Origin of the sequence: Streptomyces sp. PT12, assembly GCF_003311645.1 — a bacterium.
Taxonomy (GTDB): Bacteria; Actinomycetota; Actinomycetes; order Streptomycetales; family Streptomycetaceae; genus Streptomyces.
Genome location: NZ_QEST01000159.1, coordinates 1 through 361 on the forward strand (window position 1 = coordinate 1; position 361 = coordinate 361).

General features: G+C 70.6%; 1 pseudogene. It reads right to left on the reverse strand.

The annotated features are described in order from the left end of the window. Nucleotides 1–361 (reverse strand): annotated as a pseudogene (locus DEH69_RS17955) (alpha-glucosidase); the annotation flags it as partial.

Sequence of the window (361 nt, forward strand, 5' to 3'; positions counted from 1 at the left end):
GGACCCATGTCGATGGGGCGCCCACGGGCCGCATCGAGTCGAGCGAGGAGTCGATGGCGCGGCGCAGCGCGGCGGCGTCCCAGGGCGCGCGCAGATAGTGGAAGTTGAACGCCTGGTGCAGCTCGTCGGGGCGCACATAGCGCGCGGTGCGCCGCTCGTTCGCCGTCCAGGCTTCGGCGACGCCGATGCGGGGTCCCGGGTACTCGTCCAGGATGGCGCGCCATGAGCGGTAGATGTCATGGACGCCGTCCTGGTCGAAGAACGGCTGAATTTCGGTGCCCAGCAGGTGGAGTTGGCCGGGGTCGCCCATGTCGGGGAGCCCGGGGGCCTTGACGAGGCCGTGGGCGACGTCGATGCGGAA